19 protein-coding genes are annotated in these 17,719 nt (G+C 61.6%); 7 read left to right on the top strand and 12 right to left on the bottom strand.

The window, feature by feature from the left end; genetic code table 11:
* Positions 1-66 precede the first annotated feature (66 nt).
* The 3 genes from BLT75_RS13720 to mutT are packed head-to-tail and all read left to right on the top strand — an operon-like array spanning position 67 to position 2,549.
* The gene (locus BLT75_RS13720) at positions 67-918 is read left to right on the top strand and encodes a peptidylprolyl isomerase (RefSeq protein WP_093032582.1); all 852 of its coding nucleotides are present in this window, start codon (positions 67-69) and stop codon (positions 916-918) included.
* 9 nt (positions 919-927) lie between these two features.
* Positions 928-2,154 (top strand): bifunctional glutamate N-acetyltransferase/amino-acid acetyltransferase ArgJ, encoded by a 1,227-nt coding sequence (gene argJ, locus BLT75_RS13725; protein ID WP_093032583.1) that lies wholly within the window; start codon positions 928-930, stop codon positions 2,152-2,154.
* Positions 2,151-2,549, top strand: a complete 399-nt coding sequence (mutT, locus tag BLT75_RS13730; protein WP_093032588.1) for an 8-oxo-dGTP diphosphatase MutT — start codon at positions 2,151-2,153, stop codon at positions 2,547-2,549. The genes argJ and mutT overlap by 4 nt, the downstream gene beginning before the upstream one ends.
* 495 nt (positions 2,550-3,044) lie before the next feature.
* On the opposite strand, the gene infB is transcribed toward mutT, so the two are convergent.
* From infB to pip, 6 genes are all read right to left on the bottom strand, one after another.
* Positions 3,045-5,549 (bottom strand): translation initiation factor IF-2, encoded by a 2,505-nt coding sequence (gene infB / locus BLT75_RS13735; protein ID WP_093032591.1) that lies wholly within the window; start codon positions 5,547-5,549, stop codon positions 3,045-3,047.
* 8 nt (positions 5,550-5,557) lie between these two features.
* Positions 5,558-6,181, bottom strand: a complete 624-nt coding sequence (locus BLT75_RS13740; protein ID WP_093032607.1) for an RNA-binding protein — start codon at positions 6,179-6,181, stop codon at positions 5,558-5,560.
* 23 nt (positions 6,182-6,204) lie between these two features.
* Positions 6,205-7,824: a transcription termination factor NusA gene (nusA, locus tag BLT75_RS13745; protein ID WP_093032610.1), complete on the bottom strand. Its 1,620-nt coding sequence runs from the start codon at positions 7,822-7,824 to the stop codon at positions 6,205-6,207.
* Positions 7,824-8,450: a ribosome maturation factor RimP gene (rimP, locus tag BLT75_RS13750; RefSeq protein WP_093032613.1), complete on the bottom strand. Its 627-nt coding sequence runs from the start codon at positions 8,448-8,450 to the stop codon at positions 7,824-7,826. Before rimP ends, nusA begins: the two co-directional genes overlap by 1 nt.
* Positions 8,451-8,613: 163 nt before the next feature.
* Positions 8,614-9,435, bottom strand: a complete 822-nt coding sequence (locus tag BLT75_RS13755) for an ABC transporter substrate-binding protein (protein ID WP_093032616.1) — start codon at positions 9,433-9,435, stop codon at positions 8,614-8,616.
* The gene (gene pip, locus BLT75_RS13760; protein WP_093032618.1) at positions 9,432-10,409 is read right to left on the bottom strand and encodes a prolyl aminopeptidase; all 978 of its coding nucleotides are present in this window, start codon (positions 10,407-10,409) and stop codon (positions 9,432-9,434) included. The genes BLT75_RS13755 and pip overlap by 4 nt, the downstream gene beginning before the upstream one ends.
* A 49-nt stretch (positions 10,410-10,458) precedes the next feature.
* Between pip and ubiG the strand changes: the two genes are divergently transcribed.
* Positions 10,459-11,202, top strand: coding sequence for a bifunctional 2-polyprenyl-6-hydroxyphenol methylase/3-demethylubiquinol 3-O-methyltransferase UbiG (gene ubiG / locus BLT75_RS13765; RefSeq protein WP_093032620.1), 744 nt, complete (start codon positions 10,459-10,461; stop codon positions 11,200-11,202).
* Between the two features lie 210 nt (positions 11,203-11,412).
* A complete protein-coding gene (locus BLT75_RS13770; protein WP_143028561.1) occupies positions 11,413-12,090 on the top strand; it encodes a response regulator in 678 nt (225 codons plus the stop codon).
* 40 nt (positions 12,091-12,130) lie between these two features.
* On the opposite strand, the gene BLT75_RS13775 is transcribed toward BLT75_RS13770, so the two are convergent.
* The 4 genes from BLT75_RS13775 to BLT75_RS13790 all read right to left on the bottom strand — a co-directional run bounded on the left by BLT75_RS13775 (position 12,131) and on the right by BLT75_RS13790 (position 14,493).
* Positions 12,131-12,571: a MarR family winged helix-turn-helix transcriptional regulator gene (locus tag BLT75_RS13775; protein ID WP_093032626.1), complete on the bottom strand. Its 441-nt coding sequence runs from the start codon at positions 12,569-12,571 to the stop codon at positions 12,131-12,133.
* A gap of 13 nt (positions 12,572-12,584) precedes the next feature.
* Positions 12,585-13,415 (bottom strand): carbon-nitrogen hydrolase family protein, encoded by an 831-nt coding sequence (locus tag BLT75_RS13780; RefSeq protein ID WP_093032631.1) that lies wholly within the window; start codon positions 13,413-13,415, stop codon positions 12,585-12,587.
* Positions 13,415-13,672, bottom strand: a complete 258-nt coding sequence (gene grxC / locus BLT75_RS13785; protein ID WP_093032633.1) for a glutaredoxin 3 — start codon at positions 13,670-13,672, stop codon at positions 13,415-13,417. Before grxC ends, BLT75_RS13780 begins: the two co-directional genes overlap by 1 nt.
* Before the next feature lie 92 nt (positions 13,673-13,764).
* Positions 13,765-14,493 carry a ComF family protein gene (locus BLT75_RS13790; RefSeq protein ID WP_093032636.1) on the bottom strand — a complete coding sequence of 243 codons (729 nt, stop codon included), beginning with the start codon at positions 14,491-14,493 and terminating at the stop codon, positions 13,765-13,767.
* Positions 14,494-14,509: 16 nt separating this feature from the next.
* On the opposite strand from BLT75_RS13790, the gene BLT75_RS13795 reads away from it, so the two are divergent.
* Positions 14,510-15,343, top strand: a complete 834-nt coding sequence (locus tag BLT75_RS13795; RefSeq protein ID WP_093032650.1) for a methyltransferase domain-containing protein — start codon at positions 14,510-14,512, stop codon at positions 15,341-15,343.
* A 57-nt stretch (positions 15,344-15,400) separates the two neighbouring features.
* Positions 15,401-16,450 (top strand): ferrochelatase, encoded by a 1,050-nt coding sequence (hemH, locus tag BLT75_RS13800; RefSeq protein ID WP_093032653.1) that lies wholly within the window; start codon positions 15,401-15,403, stop codon positions 16,448-16,450.
* Between the two features lie 183 nt (positions 16,451-16,633).
* Here hemH and BLT75_RS13805 read toward each other — a convergent pair whose 3' ends face one another.
* Both BLT75_RS13805 and BLT75_RS13810 read right to left on the bottom strand, forming a co-directional pair.
* Positions 16,634-16,819, bottom strand: a complete 186-nt coding sequence (locus tag BLT75_RS13805; protein ID WP_093032657.1) for a hypothetical protein — start codon at positions 16,817-16,819, stop codon at positions 16,634-16,636.
* Positions 16,820-16,959: 140 nt separating this feature from the next.
* Positions 16,960-17,559, bottom strand: coding sequence for a L,D-transpeptidase (locus BLT75_RS13810; protein WP_093032660.1), 600 nt, complete (start codon positions 17,557-17,559; stop codon positions 16,960-16,962).
* Between the last annotated feature and the right edge of the window lie 160 nt (positions 17,560-17,719).

The following is a 17,719-nucleotide window of genomic DNA, read 5'->3' on the forward strand; positions in this document are numbered from 1 at the left end:
TGTAAGCGGCAGGCTCCAGAGTGTCAACGCCGTGCCCAGTCGCGGCCTGAGAATAGGATGAATTCAATGCCCAAAGGTCTCACTTTCCTGCCATCGCTGGCGCTTGCGCTGGTCATGGCCCTGCCGGCGCATTCCGAGACCAAGGCCGAGGCCGACACCGTGGTCGCCCGCGTCAATGGTGAAGAGATCACCCTGGGCCACATGATCATCGCGCGGGCCACCTTGCCGCAGCAGTACCAGCAACTGCCCGACGAGGTCCTGTTCGAAGGTATCCTGGACCAGCTGATCCAGCAGACTTTGCTCAAGCAGGTGCAAGGGGGACGCACGCCCCTTCAGGTCGTGCTGTCTCTGGAAAACGAGGAACGCTCGCTGCTGGCCGGGGAGACCATCGAACAGATCATGGCATCGGTCACGACGGACGAGGCGCTTCAGGCGGCCTATGACGCAAAATATGCCGACGGTTTCGGCGAGGACGAGTTCAACGCTTCTCATATTCTTGTGCCGTCCGAGGACGAGGCCAAGGCCGTCAAGGAGTTGCTCGACAACGGTGTCGATTTCGCCGCCACCGCGCGCGAGAGATCGACCGGTCCGTCGGGCCCGAACGGCGGCGAGCTGGGCTGGTTCGGTGCAGGCGCGATGGTGCCTGAATTCGAGGCGGCGGTGATGGCGCTCGAGGTCGGTAACGTATCTGCGCCGGTACAGACCCAGTTTGGCTGGCATGTCATCAAGCTCAATGACAAGCGCAAGTCCACCGCACCGGAACTCGACGAGGTGCGCGACGAACTGGCCGCGCAGATCCAGCAGGACGCCGTCGAGGCGCGGCTGGCCGATTTGACCAGTGACGGCAATATCGAAAAACCCCATCTCAGCGGCATTACTCCGGACGTGCTGCGCCAACTCGAACTCGTGCAGGAGTGATCCCCTGAAATGGCCAAGATAACCAAGGTTTCCCCGCTGGCGCCTGCTAGTTTCCCGTCCTTGCCAGAGATCGGCGGCCTGCGTCTGGCGACCGTCGCGGCGGGCGTGCGTTACCAGGGCCGCACCGACGTGATGATGGCGGTGATGGATCCCGGCACCTCGGTCGCCGGCGTGTTCACGCGGTCAGCGACCCGTTCGGCACCGGTTCTGGATTGCCAGGCAAAGATCGGCGGCGCCAGCGACGGGCCGGCGGCGATCGTCGTCAACTCTGGAAACTCCAATGCCTTCACCGGCCATTACGGCCAGACTTCGGTGGCCGAGGTCACCCGCGCGGTGGCCGAAGTCACCGGCGTGCCGGTCGAGCGGGTCTTTACCTCCTCTACCGGCGTCATCGGCGAACCGATGAAGCACGAGCGTATCGTGGCCAAGCTGGGTGAACTGAACGCGGCACTGCGGCCGGATGCCCTGGAAGAGGCCGCGCGGGCCATCATGACCACCGACACCTTCCCCAAGGGGGCATGCCGAATGGTCGGGATTGGCGGCAAGATCGTCAAGATCGCCGGTATCGCCAAGGGTTCGGGGATGATCGCACCTGACATGGCGACGATGCTGGTTTACATCTTCACCGATGCCCTTGTTGAGCAGGGGGCCTTGCAGGGGATGCTGTCGGCAATGACCGACCGGACATTCAACTGCATCACGGTGGACAGCGATACCTCGACGTCGGACACGCTGCTCTTGTGTGCAACCGGCGCGTCGGGCGTTGATGCCACCGGGAACGCCGAGTTTGCAGCCGCACTCGAAGAAGTGATGCTGGATCTGGCCAAGCAGGTCGTGCGCGATGGCGAAGGTGCGACGAAATTCGTCGAGATCAGGGTGACAGGCGCGGCCAGCGATGCCGATGCCAAGGTTCACGCCATGGCCATCGCCAATTCGCCGCTGATCAAGACTGCCATCGCCGGCGAGGACCCGAACTGGGGCCGCGTGGTCATGGCCATCGGAAAATCCGGTGCCGCCGCCGACCGTGATCTGCTCAGCATCTCCTTCGGCGATATCCTGGTGGCCGAGAAAGGCTGGGTCAGCCCCAACTATCAGGAGGCCGAAGCCGCCGCCTACATGAAGGGGCAGGAACTGGTGATCGGGGTCGATCTGGGGCTGGGCGACGGGCAGGCGACCGTCTGGACCTGCGATCTGACCCACGGATACATCGAGATCAACGCGGATTACCGGTCGTGAAAACCGTTCTGGTTTCTGCCGTCGCCCTGATCGATGTGGATGGCCGGGTGCTGCTGGCGCAGCGCCCGGAAGGCAAGTCGATGGCGGGACTGTGGGAGTTTCCGGGCGGCAAGGTCGAGCCGGGCGAAACGCCCGAGCAGGCGTTGATCCGCGAGTTGCACGAAGAACTCGGGATCAACACCTGGGCCTCATGCCTGGCGCCTTTGACCTTTGCCAGTCATTCCTATCCCGATTTTCACTTGCTCATGCCGCTCTTTGCCTGCCGCAAATGGGAGGGCGTTCCGCAATCCCGCGAAGGTCAGGCATTGAAATGGGTGCGCGCCCGGGACTTGCGGGAATACCCGATGCCGCCAGCGGATGTGCCGCTGATCCCGATTCTGAGGGACTGGCTTTAAGCGCACATTTTTGGACTAAAGGCCCGTTATGTGCGTGAATATGCCGAATATTTCGCGATTGCAGCATTTCAATCAACAACATTTTGTGGTTTTGTTTTGGAAAACGCGGAATTTCTACAAATATTTGATGTGAATTGCCTGGCGTTCTGTTGTAAATTTTACATGTCAAATTCTGTGGGGAGGATATGGCATGTTGCGGACAATTGCTGTGGGCAGTTCCGTGCTCATTCAGGGTATCTTCGTTCGCAATCATGCGGATGGAAGGATATCCATAAGGGTAGGTGATCAGGTGTTTACTGGTCAGCCGGTTCAGGCAAAAGCCGCCTGAAACAGACAATAAAGTTTAAAGACCATCACTCACAACGGTCTTGCAGGCGAGGATGAACCAAGGTCATCCTCGCCTCTTTTGTTCAATTTTCCATGTTTGTGAAGCGACCCGCAGGAAAGAAAAAGGGCGGCCCCATGGGACCGCCCTCAAGTCTCTTTCCCGAAGGATCACGCCAGGGTACGTGTGACTTCCTCGCGCTCGAAGATCTCGATGATGTCGCCGGGGCGGACATCGTCGTAATTCTCGAAGGCCATGCCGCATTCCTGGCCCGATTGGACCTCGGACACCTCGTCCTTGAACCGCTTGAGCGTCTTCAGCGTGCCTTCGTGGATCACGATGTTGTCACGCAGCAGGCGGACGCCGGCAGAGCGGCGGGCGACGCCCTCGGTAACCAGGCAGCCGGCAACCTTGCCGACGCCGGACACCTTGAACACTTCCTTGATCGTCGCATAGCCGATGAAGTTCTCGCGGATCTCGGCGCTCAGCAGGCCGCTCGCGGCCGCTTTGACGTCATCCACGAGGTCGTAGATCACCGAATAGTAGCGGATCTCGACACCCTTCTGGTTCGCGGTATTGCGCGCGGTGGCATTGGCGCGGACGTTGAAGCCCATGATCGGTGCTCCGGATGCTTCCGCGAGACCCACATCGGTTTCGGTGATCGCACCAACGCCAGAATGCAGCACGCGTACGCGCACCTCGTCGTTACCGATCTTTTCCATCGCCTGAACGATGGCTTCGGCGGAACCCTGCACATCAGCCTTCACCAGGATCGGCAGTTCGGCGACGTTCTCGTCGGCCTTGGCCTTGGCCATCAGCTGTTCCAGCGTGGTGGCTGCGCCGGCGGCGGCGCGCTTGTCCTTGGCGACCTGTTCCCGATAGGCGGCGATCTCGCGCGCCTGCGCTTCGGTGGTGGTCACGTTCAGGACGTCGCCCGCCTCGGGTGTGCCATTCAGGCCCAGCACCTCGACCGGAACCGAAGGCCCGGCTTCGGTTACACGTTCTCCCTTGTCGTTGATGAGCGCACGGACCTTGCCGTATTGCTCGCCCACAACAAAGATGTCGCCCTGGCGCAGTGTTCCTTTCTGGATCAGAACGGTGGCAACCGGGCCACGGCCGACGTCCAGCTGCGCCTCGATCACCGCGCCCTGAGCCGGACGGTCGGGATTGGCTCTGAGTTCGAGAATTTCGGCCTGCAGCGCAATGGCTTCGAGCAATTCGTCCAGACCTTCTCCGGTCTTTGCGGAAACCTCGACATCCTGCACTTCGCCCGACATCGCTTCGACAACCACTTCGTACTGCAGAAGGTCGGTGCGCACCTTGGTCGGGTTGGCGTCGGGTTTGTCGATCTTGTTGATCGCAACGATCATCGGAACCCCTGCGGCCTTGGCGTGATTGATCGCCTCCACCGTCTGCGGCATCACGGCGTCATCCGCCGCCACCACCAGAACGACGATATCCGTCACCTGAGCGCCACGGGAACGCATCGAGGTAAAGGCCGCGTGACCCGGAGTGTCAAGGAAGGTCAGCGTCACGCCGTCATTGGTCTCAACCTGGTAGGCGCCGATGTGCTGGGTGATGCCGCCGGCTTCGCCGGCAACGACCTTGGTGTTGCGGATCGCATCCAGAAGCGAAGTCTTGCCGTGGTCGACGTGGCCCATGATGGTGATGACCGGCGGGCGCGGCTTCAGATCTTCGTCCTTGTCCTCGACATCGGTAATGACGTCCTCGACATCGGCGTCGGAAACACGAACCACCTTGTGGCCGAATTCCTCGATGATCAGTTCGGCGGTGTCCGCGTCGATGGTCTGGTTCTGCGTGACCATCATGCCCATTTTCATGAGTTCCTTGACCACGTCGGCGACACGTTCGGCCATACGGTTGGCCAGTTCCGAGACCACGATGGCCTCGGGCAACTGAACCTCGCGGATGACCTTTTCGCGCTCGGCCGACCCGCTCATCGCCTTTTGACGAGCGCGTTCCTGCTTGCGCTTCATTGCAGCAAGGGATTTCTGGCGTCCGCCTTCCCCGTCGGTAACCTGGCTGAGCGTCAGCTTGCCCGACCTCCGTCCGTCCTCTCGGCCTTTGCCGCGAGGTTGGCGCTGGTCGCGTTCGCGTTCACGGTCCACCTTGCGGGAGCCTTCGGGTGCGTCGGTCCGTGGCGCTGCGGGAGCACGTTCCGTCCGCTCCGCCTTGGGTGCTTCCTTTTCGGCGACCGCACGCGCGGCGGCGCGCTTGGCAGCTTCTTCGGCTTCCTGACGCTGGCGCTCTTCCTCTTCGGCCTTTTCACGGGCGCGCTGCTCGGCCTCGCGCTGTTCGCGCTCCTTGGCCTCCTGTTCGGCCCGGCGGCGTTCGCGCTCTTCGGCGCGCGCCAGTTCCTCGGCCTCGCGCTGCGCGGCTTCCTCGGCTTCACGGGCCTTGGCTGCTTTCAACGCGTTCAGGCGGCGTTCCATTTCCGTATCGGAAATGCCAGCCGGACGGCGCGACGGATCGCCCGACTGTGCGCCGCCACCGGACGTGGGCTTTCCGGCGCCCGGCTTGGGGACCACCACGCGCTTGCGTTTGGTTTCCACCACGACATTCTTGGTCCGTCCGTGGCTGAAACTCTGTTTCACGTTCCCGGGACGGGAACCCCCACGCAGACCCAATGTCTTCTTGCCGTCAGTATCGCTCATAAAGCTTCTTACCCTTCCGCGCGGCCCTTGCCGCCGTCATCCGTTTTGCGCATCCCTTTCAGGCGTTGCGCTTCCTCTACAACACGTTTGGCGAGTCCACCAGAGGCCAGCGCCGCATGTATCACTGTTTGGCGGCCAAAGGCCATGCCCAATTCATCCGCGGTGAGCCAGCCGATGTACTTGCCGAAATGAGGTGTACTCAGTTTCGACTTGCCCCGGCCCGACCCGTCGGCGGCCTGGATCAGCACATAAGCCTCTTCCTTGTCCAGCCAGGTCTTGACCTTTTCATACCCCGAAACCGCCGCGCCCGACTTGCGGGCCAGGCTGATCGTCTCGACCACCCGGCGGATCAGCTGCCGCTCGACCTCGTCCACCAGATCCGCCGGTACCGTGACCGGCATTTTCAGGCCGCGGGCAAACAGCTTCTTGTCCACGGCCTTCTTCAGCGCGGCCCGGTCGGCGGCAACATAGGTGCCCCGGCCCGGCAGCTTGCCCGCGATGTCCGGCACCACCTGTCCGTCAGGGCCGGCCACGAAGCGGATCAGCCCGTGGCGCGGCTGCGCCTCGCCTGTGGCGATGCACTTGCGTTCTGGGCCTTCCGACCGGTCCTTTGTTGCACCGCCACGGGTCATGTTCGTCTCCGCGGGGCCCGGGATCAGGCCCCGGCCTCCTCGTCGCCTTCCTCGCCTTCGATGTCGTCCGCATCGGGCTGCAGGTCTTCGGGATCGACCCAGCCCAGCATCACGCGGGCGGTCATCACCATGTCCTGCGCCTCTTCCAGCGAAACGTCGTAGGGCTCCAGGATGCCGTCATCCTTGACCCGCTGCCCGTCGACCGTGGTCCAGCCGCCGGCCAGTTCCCAGTCAGCGCAGGTGGCGAAATCCTCAAGCGTCTTGACGCCATCCTTGGCCAGCGCCTCCACCATCTGGGGTGTCAGCCCTTCGAATTCAATAAGGCTGTCCTCGGCGCCCAGCGCGCGGGCATTGTCCAGTGCGGCCTTGGCCTGTGCCTCGAGATAATCGCGGGCGCGGGCCTGAAGCTCTTCGGCGGTGCCTTCGTCGACCCCGTCGATCACCAACAGCTCGTCCAGTTCGACATAGGCGACTTCTTCAAGGTTGGTGAACCCTTCGGACACCAGCAACTGGGCAAAGAATTCGTCCAGATCCAGCGTTTCCATGAACAGCTTGGTCCGGGTTTCGAATTCCTTCTGGCGGCGTGCCGATTCCTCGGCCTCGGTCATGATGTCGATGTCCAGGCCCGTCAGCTGGCTGGCCAGGCGCACGTTCTGGCCGCGGCGGCCGATGGCGAGGCTCAGCTGTTCCTCGGGCACCACCACCTCGATCTTGCCGGCCTCTTCGTCCAGAACCACCTTGGACACTTCAGCCGGTTGCAGCGCATTCACCAGGAAGGTCGGCTGATCCTCGTTCCACGGGATGATGTCGATCTTTTCGCCCTGAAGCTCGTTCACCACCGCCTGCACGCGGCTGCCGCGCATACCGACGCAGGCGCCGACCGGGTCGATCGAGTTGTCATACGAAATGACCGCGATCTTGGCGCGCGAACCGGGGTCACGGGCAACGGCCTTGATCTCGATGATGCCGTCGTAGATCTCGGGCACTTCCATCTTGAACAGCTCGGCCATGAATTCCGGCGCGGTGCGCGACAGGAATATCTGCGGCCCGCGCGGCTCGCGGCGCACATCCTTGACATAGCAGCGGATGCGGTCGTTCGGGCGATAGCTTTCGCGGCCGATCTTCTCATTGCGGCGCAGGATCGCCTCGCCGGCGCCCACGTCGACGATGACGTTGCCGTATTCCTCGCGCTTGACGACACCGTTGATGATGGTGCCGGCCCGGTCCTTGAATTCCTCGTACTGGCGGTCGCGCTCTGCCTCGCGCACTTTTTGCAGAATCACCTGCTTGGCCGATTGCGCGGCGATCCGGCCCATCTCGACCGGCGGCACTTCCTCGACATAGACATCACCGACGGTCGGGTTTTCCATGTACTGACGCGCCTGCGCGACGGTCATCTCGGCCTGGTAATTCTCCAGATCCTCGTCGGCGACCACGGTGCGTACGCGGGTAAAGGTCGCGCGGCCGGTCTTGCGGTCGATCTTGACGCGGATGTCCATCTCGCTGCCGTAGCGGCTCTTGGCGGCGCGGGCGAGGCTTTCTTCCATCGCCGCGACCACCAGACCGGGGTCGATCATCTTTTCGCGGGCCACGGCCTCGGCGGTTTGCAACAGCTCCAGCTGGTTTGCAGAGGTGATTGCCATCACTTCGTCTCCTCTTCGGACCCGTCCAGGGCCATGGTCTCTTCACCCGTCTCGGGCGATTCCTCTACGATTTCGTCGAATTGCTCTTCGTTCAGCACGCCAGCGGCCTTGCGCTGGCGCAGCATCTCCCGGATCAATTCATCGGTCAGCACCAGCTTGGCATCGCTCAGCCAGTCGAATTGCAGGCCGATGGTCACCGTCTCGCCGTTCTGGTCGAGATTGATCAGCACCTCGTCGCCCTCGACACCGGCCAGTTCGCCCTTGAACCGGCGACGGCCGTCGATCAGTTCGGTTGTCTCGATCCTGGCCTCGTAGCCCTCGAACATCTCGAAGTCCTTCAGCCGGGTCAGCGGCCGGTCGATGCCGGGGCTCGACACTTCCAGCGTATAGGCGTCAAGGATCGGGTCCTCGACATCCAGCGTCGCGCTGACCGCGTTCGAGATTTCGGCGCAGTCATCGACCTCGATCCCGCCATCGGGCTTGTCGGCCATGATCTGCAGCGTCGTGGTCTTGCCGCTCATCAGGCGGATTCGCACAAGTTCGTAACCGAGATCCTCGATCACGGGGCCGACGATCTCGGCCAGGCGCCGGTCGATGGCAGCCTTTGCTATCAGGGTGTTGGTCATCTCGTGTCTTACCCAAACTCCGGGTACAAAAAAACGGGCGCGCGGCCCGTCGATCTATCCGGTGGAACCCCAGGCCAGTGCCCGACGCGCCGCTGTTATCAAGCCATATACGCGGGATGGGATGAGTCTGCAAGGGGTCCTGCCGCAAAGCCGGCCTGCCCGTCTACGCCAACCACCACCGTTCCGCGATGCGGCCGTCGTCCAACGCGCCGCGGGTGCCGATGCGGCGGGGCAGGCCGACGGTATCGGCGGCCGCCAGGGCCATATCGTCCTCGGACGGGTGATAGCGGAACCTGGCGCGGCCACGGAGCCCTTCGGGCATTGGCAGGGCGGCCACGTCGACGAAACCGTCGCGCAGCGCCTCGGCCCGCACGGCGGCATCCGGTATCACGATCACCTCGACCGTGTCCGCCCAACCGGCCTGCCCGGCCTTGTAGTGCCCTTCGACCTTGCGGCCCAGAAAATGGCGATCGTCCTGGGCGCGCTCGACCCGATAACAGCCTGTTCCGTTTGCCTTTTCCAGCGGGGAAACCTGCGCCCCGGCGCGGGGAATGGTAAAGCGGCTGTCGGCCAGAAGAAAGGGCAGCCCGGGATTGGGCTCGGCGAGTTCCAGGCGCACACGATGGGCGCTCATCGCCTCTGCCAATCCGATTTCGGCCAACACAGCGGCCACGTCCTCTGCCCCCAGGTCGGCGCCATCATGGAACAGAACATCGTTGCGCAGGTCAAAGGACCAGACCCGAGCGTCTGCATCTGATTGCCAGCCGATGGCCAGCTCTCCCCGCAGGGTTCCGTCGGGCGCAACTTCGGTCAGCGTATCGAACACCGCGCCTCTGGCGATGAGTTCCAGGCTGTCATCGCGTGGCACGGCGAGGCGAAGCGCGCCGCCCGGACTGGGCCTGTCGGCCAGCGACATGCCGGCCGAGGCCAGCAGCGCCGCGGCGGCGCCTGAAGCAAAAAGAGCGCGGCGGTCTATGCGTGTCATGTCCAGCCCTCGGCTATACCGTCCATGATTCGAACCAGTTCGGCGCTGATGCCTGGTTCCGACAAGGCGTGGCCTGCGTTTCGCACCATGCGCAAATCGGCGTTGGGCCAGAGTTCACTCAGACGCCAGGCAGAGGTCGGCGGGCAAATCATGTCGTAACGCCCCTGAACGATATAACCCGGAATGTGAGAGATACGACCCATGTTGGCCAGAATCTGGCCGTCAAACTCCAGAAAACCGTCATTGATGAAGTAATGGTTTTCCAACCGTGCAAAGGCGCGGGCATAATCGCCGGGGCTCTCGCCGGCTGTCCCGTGCGAGTGGATCGAGGCCAGGGCGTTCTCCCAGGCCGACCAGGTGCGGCCAAAGCGGATTTCCTGGGCAATGTCGCCCGAAAACAGGCGCTTGTGATAGGCGGCAATCATGTTGCCGCGTTCCTCATCCGGAATCGGCGCCGAAAACCGCGCCCACTCCTCGGGCCAGAACTTCCCGGCGCCACCGCCATAGAACCAGTCCAGTTCGGCCTGAGTCATCAGGAAAACCCCGCGCAGGACCAGCTGGGCCACACGCTCGGGATGGGTCTGGGCATAGATCAGCGCCAGCGTCGCGCCCCAGCTTCCACCAAAAACGATCCAGTCCTGGATATCCAGCGCCTGACGGATTCGTTCAATGTCGGCGACCAGATGCCATGTCGTGTTGTTCTCGACCGAGGCATGCGGCCGTGATCGGCCACAGCCGCGCTGGTCGAAGAGAATCACCCGATAGACCGCCGGGTCGAAATAGCGGCGCATCGCCGGGCTGCACCCGCCGCCGGGGCCGCCATGCAGCACGACAACCGGAATTCCGTCCGGATTTCCGCATTGTTCCACGTAGATCTGGTGCCCCTGGCCAACGCCCAGCATGCGCTGATCGAACGCGTCGATCGGCGGGTACAGAAACTGCACTGCGCGCTTTTGGTCCGGGTACTTGTCCATTACAGCCCTATATAGTCCGCAAAGGGTAAAAGAGCATACGGAGACAGGAATGCAAGTGCATCCGAACACGGTCGACCCGGCCGAGATCGCAAAATTCGAGGTGATGGCCGCAGAGTGGTGGGACCCGCACGGGAAATTCAAGCCGCTCCACATGCTTAACCCGTGCCGTCTGGATTACATCACGCGACAAATCGCGGGTGAATTCGACCGCGACCTGACAGGGGACAAGCCGTTTGCCGGGTTGCGGCTGCTGGATATCGGATGCGGCGGCGGTCTTCTCAGCGAACCGATGGCCCGGCTGGGAGCCGAGGTTGTCGGTGCCGACGCGGCCGAACGCAACCTGCCGGTCGCACGGATCCACGCGGAACAATCCGGTCTGCAAATAGACTATCGCCACAGCACGGCCGAGGCTCTGGCGGCTGAAGGCGAACAATTCGACGTGGTGCTGAACATGGAGGTGGTCGAGCATGTTTCCGACCCGCTGTCCTATCTGACCGCCACACAGCAACTCCTGAAACCTGGCGGGTTGCAGATCTGTTCGACCATAAACCGCAACCCCAAGTCTTATGCCATGGCGATCTTTGGAGCCGAGGTCGTCATGCGATGGCTGCCGCGCGGCACACATGAATGGTCAAAATTCATCACCCCGGACGAGCTGTTCGACCTGCTGCGGCAGGCCGGGCTGGAGCCGGTCGACCGCAAGGGATTCGTCTTCAACCCGATTTCGTGGAAATGGTCGATTTCAGACCGTGACCTGAGCGTCAACTACGTGACGGCCAGTGTAAAGCGGTAACGGGCACAATCCCGGACGGGGCTGAATCGCAGGCGACCTTGCAGTTGCCGCGAGGCTCCACTTGTCGCCCAATTCCCGATGGAAGACCCCTTTGCCTGAGTTGCCGCTCGGAGGGGCGGGCCTTTGGCGTCCCGATATGTGAGCGGCACCTCAAAAGTATATTTCTCATCTACGTAATAGCTGTCCGGTTGATCTTGCGGACAGGTTGTCGTGCTGACCTTCTTTTCTAGAATTAAGAAAAACAAAACATATCGAGGCAGATCAAGAATGAGACACTTTGCAGTTGGTCCCGATTGTTCCGGTTCACTGCTCGGCTGGATGAAGGCTTGGCTGAAGCCACCCTTGCATCCGGGCCGCAAGGCCGCTTTCGCAAACGACCAGTCGAGCGAGAACGACTTTGCGTCCGGCAAAGTTCCGCCGTCGAAAGATGACTTCAATCCACCAGCGAGACTGCTGGGCATGGCAATGGACCTGATTGGTCCGGGTCTCCTTCTTGGTCGGTCGGTACTGGTTGTCGGAACCTCCTGGCGCGCCACCGGCCATGTTGCGGGCTGGCTCGAAGACCTTGGCGCCGACGTAGTCACCAGCAAGAACATGGACCACGCTCTGGGCATGCTTGAACGCAAGCATGATGACTGTTCGTTGCTCGTCGTGATGATGGACGGAACGCGGGACGATGACGAGATCTTTGATTTCCTGGCCCTGATCCGGCTGAAGCATGAAGATGTTCCAGTCCTGCTCCTGTCCAGGGCATTGGACGGCAATGATTATCGCGGCAGTGGCGGCGCGATCTGCGACGTTGCTTTGAAAATACCTATAGGGAGGATCGCCTTCGAAATGGGCGTATTGCAGGCGTTCGTCCTGCGGAATGATCCTGATCCCGCCTGAAGGGGCCTGCCGTTAACCCGGCAATGTTTGAACGGGTGTGTTATTCTGCTTCAAGCTTCAGCCGAAGATCGCGCAAGACCGGCAGGGTCAGCCGCACACGTTCGGAACCCAATTCGCCGACGACCTTGTTGATCAGGGGAGCGATCATCGAAATCGCCTGATCGCGGGCCTGCCGCCCTGCGGGGCTGATTGCCACCATCTTGCGGCGTGCATCGTCCCAGTCGGGGCGGATATGGATGTAACCGGCCCATTCCAGCTTGGCCAAGGTGTTGGTCATCGCGCCGCGTGTCACGTGAAAGGTGTTGGCGAGTTGTGCCGGAGTTCGTTCTCCGCCAACGAAAACCAGATGGTTCAGCACCGAGAAATGGGAAATTTCCATGCCCTTGGGCAGAATCCGACTCAGCCGGTTACGCAACAGCTGATCTGCCGTCAGGATCTCGCTGAACAGCGCCACTGCCAAGGCATGAGTTTCATCAGTCATTTCAATTTCTGGGTCAGGGTCCGTCGAACGCGCGTACATGAGTCAAGCTCGGGACTCTGCGCCTGGCTTCTGTAACAGGTTTATCATCCATTTCAAAAAAGTGAATGCCGGGATCGGTGCCTGCGTCGATCAGCACCTCACCCCAGGGCGCAACAACAAGGCTGTGGCCATGGGTGCGGCGCGGCTTGCCACGGCTCAGCTTGTGCTCGCCGGTCTGTGCCGGCGCCAGTACCCAGCAGCCGGTCTCGATCGCCCGCGCGCGCAGCAAGGGTTCCCAATGGGCTGCACCAGTAACGGGTGAAAAGGCCGCCGGAACCGTCATAATGCGCGCACCCGCCTGCGCCAGGGCAGCGTACAGATGCGGAAAGCGCAGGTCATAACAGACCGTCATACCCACCTTGCCGAAATCGGTCTCGGCCAGAACCGCCCGATTTCCTGGGCGATAGTTGGCCGATTCGCGAAAGGTCTCGGTCTCGGTGACCTGTACATCGAACATGTGGATCTTGTCGTAGCGGGCTACGATCTGCCCCTGCGGCCCTATCATGAACGACCGGTTGGCGAAACGCCCGTCGGCGTCATGGGTCTTGATCCCAAGCGATCCGATCAGCAGCCATATCCCCAACTCTGCCGCCTGAGCCCGAAGGCCCGCCAGCGTGATGTCGTCCTCTTCGTGCTGCAAGACCTCTCGCTGACGCGTGGTGCTGGTCGAGAGACAGTTCGTCACCTCGGGCGTCAACACCCATCGGGCGCCCTGTGCGGCAGCCTCGGCCATCATGGTCCGGACCATTGCCAGGTTCTCGGCCGGATCGTCCGAAGAGCTTATCTGCAGCAGCGCGGTTTTCATCAGCTGGCCAGCATCGGGTCGAGTTTACCGTCTTGCTCAAGGTCGAACAGGTCATCGCACCCGCCAACATGGGTGTCTCCGATGAAGATTTGCGGAACTGTCCGGCGACCACCTGCACGCTCGATCATCTCGGGCTTGCGGCCCGGATTGGCGAGCACGTTGATTTCCGTGTACTCGACGCCCTTCTTGGTCAGCAAACGCTTGGCCGCATGGCAATAACCGCAGAGCGGCGAGGTGTAGATTTCGACAGGTTTCATGTATCGGTCCTTCGGGTTTGCGACAATCTAGAGCATTTCCCGAAAAAGTGGAGACAGGTTTTGCGACAGTTCGGATCGGGAATTCAGCACATCTAGGTATCGCGAGTCACCCGTGCCAGAGCCAATACGAAAACTTGAGCCGCTCCCGCATCCAGACAGGCCCGGGCGCAGGCCCCGAACGTCGCGCCCGAGGTCATCACGTCATCGACCAGCAACACGTCCCGCGCCGCCATCCGGTGCTTGCGGCGCGGATGTGCGGCGATGGCATTGTCCAGAACCTCGCCTCGCTGCGCCGCCGTCATCCCCTCCAGCATCGGTGTCGCCACGGCGCGGAACAGCAGGTCAGGACAGACAGGCAAGCCGGTGATACGCCCGACACTCTGGGCCAGCAGGGCCGACTGGTTGTACCGCCGCCGCGCCAGCCGTGACCAATGCAAAGGCACTGGTGCGATCAGCATCCCCTCATGCAGAAGCGGTTTTGCCACCCGTGCCATCCACAGACCGGCCGGCCGTGCCAGTTCGGGCCGATCGCCATGTTTCAGCGCCAGCACCATGCGCCGCGCCCGCCCGGTATAAAGAAGGGCCGATCGTCCATCCTTCCATGGTCTGGGATGTGCCATGCAGTCGTCACATTCGATCCGGTGCCCGTCGGCGGCCCCGATCAGCGGCGCGCCACAGCTTTCACAGACAGTTCCATCAATGAATGGGGTGTCCCGCCAGCAGGTGCCGCACAGGCCGAAGTCGGAGATGACCAGATCACCGCACCCAAGACAGCGCGGGGGATAGATTGTCTTGATCGCGGTTTGAATTTTCTGCCACATGGGTTAGGTGCGCCTCATGAAACCACCAAGTAGTCAGACCACTTCCGTTTTGGTCGATCGTGCCGCTCTTGCCGCGCGCCGGCGGCGGAGCCGAGAAGACGCGCTGTTCCTGCACAATGCGGCGCTGGACGAAGTGCAGGATCGTCTCTCCATGGTTAACAGAAGCTTTACGGATATCGCGGTCGTCACGCCCTTTCCGCGTATCTGGGACGAAGCCTTCGCCGGGGCCCGGATGGTCGGCGACGACGATGTCCTCGCGCTGCCCGAGACGAGTTGCGATCTCGTGGTGCACGCGATGGCGCTGCACTGGGCTAACGATCCGGTAGGTCAGTTGATACAGTGCCGCCGGGCGCTGCGCCCCGATGGACTGTTGCTGGCGATATGCCTGGGTGGGCAGACGCTTTCGGAACTGCGCGCCGTGCTTGCCCAGGCCGAGGCCGAGGTCACAGGCGGGCTAAGCCCGCGCATCGCACCGATGGGCGAGATCCGCGATCTTGGCGCGCTGCTGCAGCGCGCGGGCCTCGCGCTCCCTGTCGCCGACAACCTGAGCCTGACGGCGGAATACCGCGACCTGTTCCACCTGATGCACGACCTGCGCGCCATGGGGGAAACCAATGCGCTATCGGCACGTCTGCGTCGCCCCACACGCCGGGCTGTGTTCGACCGTGCGGCGGCGCTCTACACGGAACAGCATTCAACGCCCGAAGGCCGGCTGCCTGCCACGTTCGAACTGATCTGCCTGACCGGCTGGGCGCCGGACGAAAGCCAGCCGAAACCCCTCCGGCCCGGATCGGCCCAGATGCGCCTTGCCGCGGCTCTGGGTTCCGAAGAGAAGGGTTTGCCGGATTGACGGCGGGGGATATCCGGTTATCTCAGGTCGAAACCGATAGAATTCAGGAAGCCAGATATGTTCGATGCTACCCGCCCTGCCCATGCCCCGACCGACCATCCCAAGGTCAAGATGGGGCGTGTCGGCGTCTTGATCGCCAATCTCGGCACACCTGACGACTACACCTACTGGCCCATGAGGCGTTACCTGAACGAGTTCCTGTCGGACAAGCGTGTGATCGACTATCCGGCCTGGAAATGGCAGCCGATCCTGCAGGCGATCATCCTGACCAAGCGCCCTTTCAGCTCGGGTGCGGCCTATAAATCCATCTGGAATCATGACAAGGGTGAAAGCCCGCTGATGAGCATCACAAAGGACCAGACAGCAAAGCTGCGGGCAGCGCTGGTCGAACGCTATGGCGATAATGTGATGGTGGATTTCTGCATGCGGTACGGCAATCCGTCGACCAGGTCCAAGGTGCGCCAGATGGTCGCCGAAGGCTGCGACCGCATCCTGTTCTTTCCGCTATACCCGCAATACGCCGGTGCCACGACCGCCACGGCCAATGACCAGTTCTTTCGCGCGCTGATGGAGGAAACCTGGCAGCCCTCCGCCCGGACGGTGCCCGCCTATTTCGACGAGCCTGCCTATATCGACGCGCTGGCGCAGTCGGTCGAACGGGCCTATGCGGCAATGGACCAGCAACCCGATGTGCTGGTTTGCTCGTATCACGGCATGCCCGAGCGCTATCTGATGCAGGGCGACCCGTATCACTGCCAATGCGCCAAGACCACGCGGCTGTTGCGCGAACGTCTTGGATGGGACGAATCACGCATCGTCTCGACCTTCCAGTCAAGGTTCGGCCCCGAGGAATGGCTAAAGCCCTATACCGTCGAGCACGTTGCCGAACTGGCGCGGCAGGGCAAGAAGAACATCGCCGTCATCGCGCCTGCGTTTTCCGCCGACTGCATCGAAACGCTCGAAGAGATCAACGAAGAGATTCGCGAAAGCTTCGAACATGCTGGGGGCGAAACCTTTACCTATATCCCCTGTCTGAACGACGAGGATGCCCATATCGGAGCTTTGGCCAAGGTGGTCGAAGACAACCTGCGCGGCTGGCTGGACTAGAGTTTTTCGGGGGGAATAGCCGAAGTATCCAGTATTGCGCATGCCAAAAGAGCGCGAAGCGACGCATTGCGTTGAGGTTATGGGGTATTCCCTAAAAAACTCTGATCCGCAGGCCCCTGCTGCAAAAGAAAAAGGCGGTGGGGGACCCACCGCCTTTCTCGTGATTGGCCAGAGGCCTATCGCTTAGTTGTTGGCTGCAACTGCAACGCCGACCAGAACCAGCAGGATCAGCGGCAGCAGGATGCCGCTCGACGAGCTCTGGGTCTCTTCGACGATGACCGGTGCTTCAACGACCGGCTCCGACAGGTTGCCGGCGAATGCGGTCGAAGCAGCGGCGGAAAGAGCAGCAGCGAGAACGAGTTTCTTCATGTTAACCTCCAGTATTTGCGCGATTCTCCAATATGTGAACCGCGCACCCAAGACTTACCTCGTGAGTTTTTCTAATCAGCTATCCGGTTCGAATGCAAACGGTTGTTGTGGTGTTCACCCCTTTGAGTGCTGAAATGTCGTCAAATTAGCAACACTTGCGTGCCTACTTTGGTCAATTCGAACAGTTCGGAAATATGTTCGTTGTACAGGCCTATGCATCCGTTCGATGATCTTCGACCGATCTTGCGGGTGTCGTGTGTTCCGTGGATCCGATAGTACTGCCAGCTCAGGTACAAAGCATGTGTGCCCAGCGGGTTGTCCGGCCCCGGCGGAATGTAATCGGGCCATTCCGGGTTTCGTTTCTTCATCGAGGGCGTTGGCGACCAGCTTGGCCCGACAACCTTGCGAATCACGCTGGTGCGGCCGCGTCGCGTCATGTCATCGGTCAGTGGCACCGACGAGGGGTAGAGCTTGTATACGCTCTGGTCATCCGACCAGAAGTGCAAGGCGCGCGACACCGTATCCACGAGAATTGCACCATTGCGGGTGTTCGAGAAATAGGGCTGCCAGGACAGCGCCTTGAAACTCGAAATGTTGCGCCGCACCGGCGCTTCGGGCTCAGGTGCGGGACGGGTGGGATCGTCTGGAATATACTGGGCCAGCGCGGGCATGCCGAAAGAGGATGCGGCACCAATCAGAAATGTGCGCCGGGTCGAGAGTTTCGAAATCTTCTTGACCATGAGATCTGACCTTTACGCTAATACTACGAGACGGTCCAATCATATGGCTGTCGTGCGGCGGTCGCAAATCAAACCGCGATCTCGCGATCTATTGTGCCCCCGGCAATGGACATGATTTGCATCGTGGCGTGTCTGACGCTATTTCAAGGCGCGAAGATAC

The sequence above is a fragment of the Ruegeria marina genome (assembly GCF_900101475.1).
GTDB lineage: Bacteria > Pseudomonadota > Alphaproteobacteria > Rhodobacterales > Rhodobacteraceae > Ruegeria_B > Ruegeria_B marina.

Coding starts and splice junctions, on each gene's coding strand:
- hemH (WP_093032653.1), top strand. CDS start 15,401: ATGTTCGATGCTACCCGCCCTGCCCATGCCCCGACCGACCATCCCAAG.
- nusA (WP_093032610.1), bottom strand. CDS start 7,824: ATGGCAATCACCTCTGCAAACCAGCTGGAGCTGTTGCAAACCGCCGAG.
- ubiG (WP_093032620.1), top strand. CDS start 10,459: ATGCAAGTGCATCCGAACACGGTCGACCCGGCCGAGATCGCAAAATTC.
- BLT75_RS13740 (WP_093032607.1), bottom strand. CDS start 6,181: ATGACCCGTGGCGGTGCAACAAAGGACCGGTCGGAAGGCCCAGAACGC.
- BLT75_RS13810 (WP_093032660.1), bottom strand. CDS start 17,559: ATGGTCAAGAAGATTTCGAAACTCTCGACCCGGCGCACATTTCTGATT.
- BLT75_RS13780 (WP_093032631.1), bottom strand. CDS start 13,415: ATGAAAACCGCGCTGCTGCAGATAAGCTCTTCGGACGATCCGGCCGAG.
- BLT75_RS13720 (WP_093032582.1), top strand. CDS start 67: ATGCCCAAAGGTCTCACTTTCCTGCCATCGCTGGCGCTTGCGCTGGTC.
- BLT75_RS13775 (WP_093032626.1), bottom strand. CDS start 12,571: ATGACTGATGAAACTCATGCCTTGGCAGTGGCGCTGTTCAGCGAGATC.
- BLT75_RS13790 (WP_093032636.1), bottom strand. CDS start 14,493: ATGTGGCAGAAAATTCAAACCGCGATCAAGACAATCTATCCCCCGCGC.
- argJ (WP_093032583.1), top strand. CDS start 928: ATGGCCAAGATAACCAAGGTTTCCCCGCTGGCGCCTGCTAGTTTCCCG.
- BLT75_RS13755 (WP_093032616.1), bottom strand. CDS start 9,435: ATGACACGCATAGACCGCCGCGCTCTTTTTGCTTCAGGCGCCGCCGCG.
- grxC (WP_093032633.1), bottom strand. CDS start 13,672: ATGAAACCTGTCGAAATCTACACCTCGCCGCTCTGCGGTTATTGCCAT.
- rimP (WP_093032613.1), bottom strand. CDS start 8,450: ATGACCAACACCCTGATAGCAAAGGCTGCCATCGACCGGCGCCTGGCC.
- BLT75_RS13795 (WP_093032650.1), top strand. CDS start 14,510: ATGAAACCACCAAGTAGTCAGACCACTTCCGTTTTGGTCGATCGTGCC.
- infB (WP_093032591.1), bottom strand. CDS start 5,549: ATGAGCGATACTGACGGCAAGAAGACATTGGGTCTGCGTGGGGGTTCC.
- BLT75_RS13805 (WP_093032657.1), bottom strand. CDS start 16,819: ATGAAGAAACTCGTTCTCGCTGCTGCTCTTTCCGCCGCTGCTTCGACC.
- pip (WP_093032618.1), bottom strand. CDS start 10,409: ATGGACAAGTACCCGGACCAAAAGCGCGCAGTGCAGTTTCTGTACCCG.